This is a genomic window from Actinomadura syzygii, from assembly GCF_008085905.1.
Classification (GTDB): Bacteria; Actinomycetota; Actinomycetes; order Streptosporangiales; family Streptosporangiaceae; genus Spirillospora; species Spirillospora syzygii.
This window is the reverse complement of the sequence record NZ_VSFF01000004.1, coordinates 559,992-571,438: the sequence shown is the minus strand read 5'-3', so window position 1 is coordinate 571,438 and position 11,447 is coordinate 559,992. Positions and strand designations below refer to the sequence as shown.

2 protein-coding genes are annotated in these 11,447 nt (G+C 69.0%); both read left to right on the top strand.

Translation table 11 applies throughout. The features are described from left to right. Nucleotides 1-35: 35 nt before the first annotated feature. On the top strand, nt 36-941 hold the full coding sequence (locus tag FXF65_RS12350) for a proline iminopeptidase-family hydrolase (protein WP_148349895.1): 906 nt from the start codon (nt 36-38) through the stop codon (nt 939-941). 2 nt (nt 942-943) lie between these two features. Then, nucleotides 944-11,422 carry a type I polyketide synthase gene (locus FXF65_RS12345; protein ID WP_187412241.1) on the top strand — a complete coding sequence of 3,493 codons (10,479 nt, stop codon included), beginning with the start codon at nt 944-946 and terminating at the stop codon, nt 11,420-11,422. Nucleotides 11,423-11,447 lie beyond the last annotated feature (25 nt).

Genomic DNA, 11,447 nt, shown 5'->3' with positions numbered 1-11,447 from the left:
TTCACCGGCCGCACGAGCCGAATTAGGGGGACCAGGTGTCATTGGCGCCCAGTGCCAAGGGAATAGCGCCCTTCGGCGAGCACGGGACCTGGTACCGCGTCACGGGAGACCTCGGGGCCGGCCGCCCGCCGCTCGTGGTCGTCCACGGCGGGCCCGGGAGCACCCACGACTACCTGCTGAACCTCGCCTCGCTCAGCGAGCGCGGACGGCCCGTCGTGCACTACGACCAGCTCGGCAACGGCGGCTCCACGCGGCTGCCCGACCGGGGCCCGGAATTCTGGACCGTGCGGCTGTTCCTCGACGAGCTCGACAACCTGCTGAACGAGCTCGGAATCGCCGACGACTACATCCTCTACGGGCAGTCGTGGGGCGGATTGCTGTCGGCCGAACACGCCGCGACCCGTCCCGCCGGGCTGCGCGCACTCGTCATCGCGAATTCGCCCGCGTCCTATCCGCTGTGGCGGCAGGAAATGACGGTTCTGAGGAATGCGCTCCCGCCCGGAGTGAACGACACCCTCACCGAGCACGAAACCGCCGGAACGACCGACAGCCCGGAATACATGCAAGCCATGCAGATCTTCTATGAGAAACATCTGTGTCGAGTGCAACCGTGGCCGCGCGATCTCATCGCGTCGCTGATGGAGATCCAGAACGACTCCACGGTCTACGGCACGATGAACGGCCCGTCGGAGTTCCACGTGATCGGAACCCTGCGGGACTGGACGGTGGAGGACCGCCTGCCGCGCGTCGCCGTCCCCACGATGCTGCTCTCGGGGCGGCACGACGAGGCGACGCCCGTCACCGTGCGCCCCTACGCGGAACTGATCCCGGACGTCCGGCGGTGGGTGATCTTCGAGGAGTCGAGCCACGTGCCGCACCTGGAGGAGCCCGCGCGCTTCACCGACGTGCTGGCGGAGTTCCTGGACGAGGTCGGAGGCTGACCGTGGACGCGTCCGTCGAAGAGATCATCGAGGCGCTCCGCGACTCGCTGGTGGAGAACGAGCGGCTGCGGCGGCACAGCGCCGCGCTGGAGGCCGCCGCCACCGAACCCGTCGCGATCGTCGGCATGGCGTGCCGGTATCCGGGCGGCGTCGCCTCGCCCGAGGACCTGTGGCGGCTCGTCGCGGGCGGCGTCGACGCGGTGTCGGCGTTCCCGTCCGACCGGGGCTGGGACACCGAGCGCATCTACGACCCGGAGCCCGGCACGCCCGGCAAGAGCTATGTCCGCACCGGCGGTTTCCTGCACGACGCGGCGGAGTTCGACCCGGCCTTCTTCAAGATCAGCCCGCGTGAGGCGCTGGCGATGGACCCGCAGCAGCGGCTCCTGCTTGAGGTGTCGTGGGAGGCGCTCGAACGGGCGGGGATCGACCCGTCGTCCCTGCACGGCGAGCGGACCGGCGTGTTCGCCGGGCTCATGTACCACGACTACGGCAACAGCTCCAGCAACGGCAGCATCGTCTCGGGCCGGATCGCCTACACGCTGGGGCTGGAAGGCCCGGCCGTGACGGTGGACACGGCGTGTTCGTCGTCGTTGGTGGCGTTGCATCTGGCGGTGCAGGCGCTGCGGTCCGGGGAATGCTCCCTGGCGCTCGCCGGAGGTGTGACCGTCATGGCCACGCCGGGGACGTTCATCGAATTCAGCCTGGAAAGGGGCCTCGCCGGCGACGGCCGAGCGAAGTCGTTCGCCGCTTCGGCGGATGGGACGTCGTGGGGCGAGGGCGCGGGGATGTTGTTGGTCGAGCGTCTTTCTGACGCTCGGCGGCTTGGGCATCCGGTGCTGGCTGTGGTGCGTGGCTCTGCGGTCAATCAGGACGGTGCTTCGAATGGGTTGACGGCTCCTAACGGGCCGTCGCAGCAGCGGGTGATCGGCCAGGCATTGGCGAGCGCCGGGCTCAGCGCGGGTGACGTGGACGCGGTCGAGGCGCATGGCACGGGGACGAACCTCGGCGACCCGATCGAAGCGCAGGCATTGCTTGCGACTTATGGCCAGGGGCGTTCGGATGGGCATCCGCTGTGGCTGGGGTCGATCAAGTCGAATATCGGGCACACGCAGGCTGCGGCCGGAGTCGCCGGGATCATCAAGATGGTCCAGGCGATGCGGCATGGAGTGCTGCCGAAGACGCTGCATGTCGATGAGCCGACGCCGCACGTGGATTGGTCGGCGGGACGTGTCGAACTGCTCACCGAGTCGCGTGAATGGCCGGAGGAGGAGCGTCCGCGGCGGGCCGGGATTTCGTCGTTCGGGATCAGTGGGACGAATGCGCACGTCATCGTCGAGCAGGCTCCTTCGGTGGAGGAAGAGCCGCGTTCGGATTCGCCTGACGCGGGCGTGGTTCCGTGGGTGATCTCGGCGCGGAGCCGGGACGCGGTGCCCGCGCAGGCCGCGCGGCTGCTGGATTTCCTTGGGGAGCGGCCTGAGCCGCTTCCTGGGGACGTCGGGTTCTCGCTGGTCACGGCGCGGGCGGCGTTCGAGCATCGTGCGGTCGTGGTGGGCGAGAGCCGCGAGGAACTGCTCGTCGGGCTCGGACGGTTGGCGTCGGGGGAGTCGCGTCGTCCTGTTCGCTCCGACGGCAAGACGGCGTTCTTGTTCTCGGGGCAGGGGTCCCAGCGTGTCGGGATGGGACGGGAGTTGTATGCCGCGTTCCCGGCGTTCGCCGAGTCGTTCGACGCGGTGTGCGCGGAACTGGATAAGCATCTGGATCGGCCGCTGAAGGAAGTGGTCTGGTCCGAGCCTGAGTTGCTGAATCAGACGGCGTTCACTCAGACGGGTTTGTTCGCGGTTGAGGTTGCGCTTTATCGGCTGCTGGAGTCGTGGGGTGTCCGCCCTGATTTTCTGGCGGGTCATTCGATCGGTGAGTTGGCGGCTGCACATGTAGCCGGGATGTTCTCGCTGGAGGACGCGGCCCGGTTGGTGGCTGCTCGGGGTCGGTTGATGCAGGCGCTGCCATCGGGTGGGGCGATGGCGGCGATCCAGGCGACCGAGGATGAGGTCGTCGCGCTGCTGGACTCGACGGTCGTCGGCGTCGCGGCGGTGAACGGTCCTGAGTCGGTCGTGGTGTCGGGCGCCGAGGACGCGGTCACCAAGATCATCGAGCATTTCGCTGGGCTGGGACGCAAGACGACTCGATTGCGGGTGTCGCATGCGTTCCATTCGCCGCTGATGGACCCGATGCTGGACGACTTCCGCCAGGTCGCTGAATCCGTCACGTTCAAGACGCCTTCCATTCCTGTCCTGGGGGCGGAGGCGGATACCGGGTATTGGGTGCGGCATGTTCGTGAGGCTGTCCGGTTCCACGCCTCGGTGACTGATCTGCGTGATCAGGGTGTGTCGCGGTTCTTGGAGATCGGACCTGATGGCGTGCTGTCGGCGATGGTGCGGGGCGACTCGGACGCCGAATTCGTCGCGCCCACGCTGCGCCGGGACCGTCCGGAGGCCAGGGAGCTGCTGACTGCCCTGGGGCAGGCCCACGCGCACGGCCTGGACATCGACTGGCGTGCGATGTTCGCCGGACGCGCGGCCCGTGTGGTCGAGCTGCCGACCTACGCCTTCCAGCGTGAGCGCTACTGGCTCGACTCCTCGGCCCAGGACGGGGACGTCACCTCGGCCGGTCTGGAAGCCGTCGATCACCCGCTACTCGGTGCCGTGGTCGTCGCGCCCGACTCCGGCGGGGCCGTGCTGACCGGACGCCTGTCCGCCGAATCGCAGCCGTGGCTCGCCGACCATGAGGTGCTGGGGACCGTCCTGCTGCCGGGCGCCGCGTTCGTTGAACTGGCGATCCGCGCAGGTGACGAGGTCGGATGCGACGCGCTGCGGGAACTGACGCTCGGGGTGCCGCTGGTGTTGCCGGAGCGTGGCGGTGTCGCCGTCCAGATCGTGGTCGGCGACGCGGATGCCTCCGGCGATCGCCCGGTGGGCATCTACTCCCGGCCCGAGAACGATTCGTCCGACCAGGAATGGAAGCGGCACGCCACCGGGGTGCTGGGAACCGGTGCCGACATCCCGCCGGTCGACCTGACCGCGTGGCCTCCGCCGGGCGCCGTCCCCGTGAACCTGGACAACGCCTATCAGCGCCTGCACGACGGCGGCTACGCCTACGGTCCAGCCTTCCAGGGATTGCAGGCGGCCTGGCGGCGCGGCGACGACCTCTACACCGAAGCCGTCCTCCCCGAACAGGCCCGGGCCGACGCAGAACGGTTCGGTCTTCACCCGGCCCTGCTCGACGCGAGCATGCACGCCGAACTCCTCGACGTCGAACGTCCGGACGGCGCGACCCAACTCCCCTTCGAGTGGAGCGGGGTGAAACTGCACGCCTCCGGCGCGTCGGCGCTGCGCGTTCACACCCTGCTAGGACGGGACGGCGGCCCCACCACCATGACGGTGGCGGACGAGAACGGCCGCGCGGTGCTCAGCGTGGAATCCCTGGCAGCCCGGACGGTGTCACCCGAACAACTCACGGTGGCTGGCGGGGCGAGTGATTCGCTTCTCAAGGTGGAATGGTCGCCCAGGCCGGTGGGCGCGCTGAATGGTGATGTGAGCCTGGCCGTCCTGGGTTCGGATCGATGTGGCCTTTCCACAGACGTTCCAGTGTTCGCGGATCTGGCGGGTATCGCGGATGCCGGTGTGCCGGACGTCGTGGTGTGGTCGCCTCTCGCCGCTGATGGTGACGTTCTGGCGGATGTGCGTGTGACGGCTTGTTCCGCATTGGCTGTCGTGCAGGGGTGGCTGGGGGATGAGCGGTTTGCCGCCTCCCGCTTGGTGGTCGTCCTTCGCGATGCTGGTCTGGTTCTGGCGCCGGTGCGGGGTTTGTTGCGTGCGGCGCAGGCGGAGAATCCGGGTCGTTTCGTTCTGGTGGATCTGGATGACGAGTCCCAGTCGGCTAATGCGCTGGCTGGGGTCGTGGTGTCGGGTGACGAGCCCGAGGTCGCCATTCGTGGTGGCCAGGTAGGCGTCTCCCGCTTGGTGCGAACTCGCCCGAGCGAACCGTTCCGGTGGAACCGGTCTGGGACGGTCCTGGTGACCGGTGGGACGGGCGGCCTAGGTGCGCTGGTCGCGCGTCACCTGGTGTCGGTTCATGGTGTGCGGCATCTGGTTCTGACCAGCCGCCGTGGTCTGGACGCGCCGGGTGCTGCGGAGCTTCGCGCGGAGCTGGCGGACTTGGGCGCCGAGGTTTCGGTGGCCGCGTGTGATGTTTCGGATCGTCAGGCCGTGGCGGATTTGCTCGACGGGATAGCTGCGGAGCATCCGCTGACTGGTGTGGTGCATGCCGCCGGGGTGGTCGACAGCGGCTTGATCGGTTCGCTGTCGCCTGAGCGGGTTGATGCGGTGTTCGGTCCGAAGGTGGACGGTGCGTGGCATCTGCACGAGTTGACCCGTGACCTGGATCTGTCGGCGTTCGTGTTGTTCTCGTCTGCCGGTGGATTGGTTTTGGCGGCGGGGCAGGGCAATTATGCCGCGGCGAATGTGTTCTTGGACGAGTTGGCGGAGCATCGCCGCTCGCGCGGGCTGGCGGCGACGTCAATGGCGTTCGGGCTCTGGGACACCGGCGATTCCGCGGATCCCGACGGCGTGGACGCCGAACGCATGCGACGTCTGGGCCTGCCGCCGTTGTCCACGGACGAGGCCCTGGCATTGTTCGATGCCTCGCTCGCGGCGGATGACGCGGTGGTCGTCCCGCTCCGCGTCGACCGCGCGGTGCTGCGGAGGCGGGGCGATGACGTCCCGGCTCTGCTACGCGACATGTCCGGCGGCGGTTCAACCCGGGTGGTGCGAGGGCGCGCTGACTCGTCGATACAAGACCGCCTGGCGAATATGGATTCGGCCGGCCGCTTGGTCGTCCTCCTGGATTTGGTGCGTGCTCAGGTGGCGTCCGTTCTCGGACACCTGTCAGCGGAAGCGGTGGAGCCCAGCCGTGCATTCCGTGACCTGGGTTTCGATTCCCTCTCGGCGGTGGAGTTGCGGAATGCGCTGCGTGCCGAGACGGGTCTTCGTCTCCCGGCAACGCTGGTCTTCGATTACCCGACCGCACAGGCCGTCGCCGAATATCTGGAGGAGGAACTCTCCGGGACGACGACTGGCGGGCCGATCGTCACCGCCGGTGTTCAGAAGGTCGATGACGATCCGATCGTGATCGTGGGGATGGCGTGCCGTTATCCGGGTGGTGTCGCCTCGCCTGAGGACCTGTGGCGCCTGGTTGACGGCGGTGTGGACGCGGTGTCGGGGTTCCCGGCCGATCGCGGCTGGGATGGGGAGGGTCTGTTCGATCCGGTTCCTGGCCGCCCGGGTAAGAGCATCGCCCGTGAGGGCGGATTCCTTTACGACGCGGCGGATTTTGATGCTGATTTCTTTGGTGTGTCGCCGCGTGAGGCGGCGGATACTGATCCGCAGCAGCGTTTGTTGTTGGAGGCGTCGTGGGAGGCGTTTGAGCGGGCGGGTATTGATCCGTCGTCTCTGCGGGGGAGTGCGACCGGTGTTTTCGCCGGTCTGATGTATCACGACTACGCCCTCGGTGACCTGGACAGCGCAAGCACGAGTGGCGGGAGCCTGGTCTCCGGCCGTGTCGCGTACACGCTGGGCCTTGAAGGCCCGGCGGTCACAGTGGATACGGCGTGCTCTTCGTCCTTGGTGGCTCTGCATTGGGCCGCGCAGGCGTTGCGTTCGGGTGAGTGCTCGCTTGCTCTGGCTGGTGGTGTGACGGTGATGTCTACGCCGGGGATGTTTGTGGAGTTCAGTCGTCAGCGTGGTTTGGCTGCGGATGGGCGGTGCAAGTCGTTCTCGGCGTCGGCTGATGGCGCGGGTTGGGCTGAGGGTGTGGGTGTGCTGGTGGTCGAGCGTCTGTCGGACGCTCGCCGTAATGGTCACCCGGTGCTGGCGGTCGTTCGGGGGAGCGCGGTCAATCAGGACGGCGCGTCCAATGGCCTGACCGCTCCGAATGGCCCGTCGCAGCAGCGGGTTATTCGCCAGGCACTGGCCAATGCGGGTTTGGGCGTCGCCGACGTGGATGCGGTGGAAGCGCACGGCACGGGCACGGTCCTGGGTGACCCGATCGAGGCGCAGGCGGTGATTGCGACCTATGGTCAGGATCGCCCGGGGGATCGGCCGTTGTGGTTGGGGTCGATCAAATCCAACATGGGTCATGCGCAGGCCGCTGCCGGTGTCGCGGGGATCATCAAGATGGTTGAGGCGATGCGGCATGGTGTGCTGCCCAAGACGCTGCATGTGGACGAGCCGTCCCCGCACGTCGACTGGTCGGCTGGAGCCGTCGAGCTGCTGTCCGAGGCGCGCGAGTGGCCGCAGAACGGCCATCCCCGCCGGGCTGGGGTCTCCTCGTTCGGCATCAGCGGCACCAACGTTCACGTGATCATCGAGCAGGCCGAGGAAGCCGAAGCGGCGGCGTCGAAGTCCCCCGCTAGTCCGGGTGCGGTGCCGTGGACAGTCTCCGGCAAGTCCGTGGACGGCTTGCAGAATCAGGCGCAGAAACTGCGGTCCCACCTGCTCAACCACCCCGAACTCAACCCCTTGGACGTGGGTTTCTCGTTGGCGAGCGACCGTGCCTTGTTGGAGCGGCGTGCGGTTGTCTTGGCGGGCGATGGCGAATCCGCTTTGGAGGCGTTGGCTGCGTTGGCGGCTGGGAAGCCGCATCCGGACGTGGTCGTCGGCGGCGACTCCGCGAGCCCGGGTTCGACCGCGCTGCTGTTCTCCGGCCAAGGCGCACAACGTCTCGGTATGGGCTGGGAACTGTACGAGACGTTCCCGGTGTTCGCCGACGCTTTCGACACCGTGTGCGCCGAGCTGGAGCGGCACCTAGATCGGTCGTTGAAGGACGTCATCTGGTCTGAACCGGAACTGCTGAACCAGACCGCTTTTACCCAAACCGGTCTGTTCGCCATCGAAGTAGCCCTGTACCGCCTCCTGGAGTCGTGGGGTGTTCGCCCGGACTTCGTGGCGGGTCATTCGATCGGCGAGTTGGCGGCCGCGCATGTCGCGGGGATGTTCTCGCTGGAGGACGCGGCGAAGCTGGTCGCGGCGCGAGGCCGGTTGATGCAGGCGCTCCCGTCCGGGGGAGCGATGGCCGCGATCCAAGCCACCGAAGACGAAATCACTCCGCTTCTGGATCCGGCGGTGGTTGGTGTCGCGGCGGTGAACGGCCCGGATTCGACCGTGATATCCGGTGCCGAAGAGGCCGTCACCGGAATCATCGGCCACTTCACCGACCTCGGGCGCAAGGCGACCCGGCTCCGGGTCTCGCACGCGTTCCATTCCCCGTTGATGGATCCGATGCTGGACGAGTTCCGCCAGATCGCCCAGTCCATCACCTACAACACGCCCACCCTTCCCGTCGTGGGTGCGGAGCCCGACCCTGAGTACTGGGTGCGGCACGTTCGTGATGCCGTCCGGTTCCACGACACCCTCACCCACCTCCACGACAACGGCGTCACCCGATTCCTGGAAATCGGACCCGACGGCGTCCTCACCGCGATGGTCCAGGCCGACGGCACCGTCAGCGTCGCCGCGCTTCGTCGGGACCGTCCCGAAACCACGACCCTCCTCACCGCGCTCGCCCACCTCCACGTCACCGGAACCACCATCGACTGGCCCGCACTGTTCACCCACCACGGCGGACACCGAGTCGAACTCCCCACCTACGCATTCCAACGCACCCGCTACTGGACGAACGCGCCCACCTTCGCCGGGGACGCCTCCAGCCTCGGCCAGGCGTCCGCCGAGCACCCGCTGCTCGCGGCCGTGGTCGCCTCGCCCGACTCTGATGGCGTGGTGCTGACGGGACGGCTGTCCCCGGCCACGCAACCGTGGTTGGCAGACCACGAGATGTTCGGCGCGGCGGTCTTCCCCGCGTCCGGCTTCGTGGAGCTGGCCGTCCGGGCCGGGGACGAGGTCGGCTGCGATGTCGTCGACACCTTGACGGTCGACGCGCCCCTGTCGCTTCCAACAGACGGCGGGATTGACGTCCAAGTCGTCGTCGGTGCCCCGGATGAGTCGGGGAAGCGGACGGTGGCGATCCACTCCCGCCAGGACGGCGGACCCTGGGCCCGGAACGCCTCGGGCACGCTGACGTCCGACGCCGAAACACCTGCGACCGACCCGACCGCCGCTTGGCCACCCGCCGGAGCGACGGAACTCGATCTGGACGACGTCTACGACCAGCTGTTCGGCCGTGGCCACGCTTACGGTCCCTTCTTCCAAGGACTGCGCGCCGCATGGCGCCGAGACGACGAGCTGTTCGCAGAAGTGGCCCTCCAAACAGAGACGGAGACGGAGACCGACCGTTTCGGCATCCACCCGGCCTTGCTCGACGCCGCCACCCAACTCCAGTCGCTCAACCACGACGACGGACCACGGATACCATCCGCGTGGACGCGATTCACCCTCCACGCCACCGGCGCCAAGGCCCTCCGCGTCCGCCTCTCCCCAACCGGGGAAGGGCAGGACGGCATGAGCCTGCTGGCCACCGATGACACGGGAAGCCCGATCCTTTCGGTCCGCGCCGTGGCGTCGAGCCCCATAACGCCCGACCAGCTCGGTGCGGCCCGCGCCGAATACCTGGACTCGCTGTTCCGCGTCGAATGGTCCCCGATCACCCAAGCGACGACACCACACGAAAAGTCCTGGGCCCGCTGGGAGGACCTGGACGACGAAATCCCGGACGTCGTCGTCTTGGAGCCCGAAACCGGCGACGACGCGGAATCCGCTCACGCGACCGCGCACCAGACGCTCGAAGCACTCCAGACCTGGATGACCGACGAGCGGTTCCTGCAAAGCGACCTCCTGGTGCTCACCCGAGGCGCGATCTCCGTGCGTGGCGAGGACGCAACGAACCTCGCGGGCGCCGCGATATGGGGCCTCGTGAGGACGGCCCAACTCGAACACCCGGGCACGATCGTCCTAGCCGACCTGGACGCCGACGCGCACGACGCGACGGACATCGGCGCGCTCATGGCCGCGCAGCAACCAGAACTGGTCGTCCGCGACGACGTCACCTACGTGACGCGCCTGGCCCGAGTCCCACGCCCTCGACCTACCCCCAACGACCCCGCCGCCCCGACGTTCGCCCCGGACGGAACCGTGCTGATCACGGGCGGGACGGGCATGGCGGGACGGCTCGTCGCGACCCACCTGGTGGCCGAGCACGGCGTCCGGCACCTGCTGCTCGCCGGGCGGCGCGGCCTGGCCGCCGAGGGCGCCGCCGAGTTCCGCGACGAGCTGTCCGCGCTCGGCGCGACCGTCACCGTGGCCGCCTGCGACGTCGCCGACCGCGACTCCGCCGCCGCGCTGCTCGCCGGGATCGACCCCGCGCACCCGCTGTCCGGGATCGTCCACGCGGCGGGCGTCGTCGACGACGGCGCGCTCGGCTCGCTGACCCCCGGCCGGCTGGACGCGGTGTTCCGCCCGAAGGTCGACGCGGCCTGGAACCTGCACGAGCTGACCCGCGACCTGGGCCTGGACCTCGACGCCTTCGTGCTGTTCTCGTCCAACTCCGGTGTCTTCGGCAACGGCGGCCAGGGCAACTACGCGGCGGCCAACACGTTCCTGGACGCGCTCGCGGCCCACCGCCGGGCGAACGGGCTCGCCGGGCAGTCGCTCGCGTGGGGACTGTGGGCGGACGCCAGCGAGATGACGTCCGGGCTCGGGGAGGTCGACCGGCGGCGGATGGCCGAGGCCGGGATGATCCCCATGGCCGGGGACGAGGCCATGGGCCTGCTCGACGCGGCGGCGGGCGTGGACGAACCCGTGCTGGTCGCCGTCCCGCTGGACGAGCGGGCCGCCGCGCAGGCCGACCCCGCCCTGCTGCCGTGGAAGCTCCGCACCCTGTTCCGGGGGACGGCGCGCCGGACCGTCCGGGCGGGTCGGGACGCCGCCGCCGACCTCACCCGCCGGCTCGCCGGGCTGCCCGGCCCGGAACGCGAGAAGGAACTCCTCGGCCTGGTCCGCGAGCGAGTGGCGGTGGTGCTGCGGCGCGGGTCCGCGGGCGAAGTGGAGCCGGACCGCGCGTTCCGGGAACTCGGCTTCGACTCCCTCACCGCGCTGGAGCTCCGGAACGCGCTCAGCGCGGCGACCGGACTGCGGCTCCCCGCGACGCTGCTGTTCGACCATCCGACCGCCCGCGCCGTCGCGCAGGAGATCGGGACGTCCATCGCCCCCCGCGAGGACGACCCGTCGCGGCTCGTCCTGGCCGAGGCGGACCGGCTGGAGACGGCGCTGTCCGCACCCGGCCTGACCGCCGCCGACCTGCCGGACGGCGCGCACGCGCGCATCACCGCCCGCCTGGAGGCCCTGCTGCGCGCCTGGCAGGACCGGCACGACGGCGACGGCCCGGAGGACGACGCGGGCCGCGCGCCCGATCTCGACTCGGCCAGCGACAGCGAGCTGTTCGCCGTCCTGGACGAGGAACTCGGAATCTCCTGACCCCCGTACCTGCCTGACCTGTCCA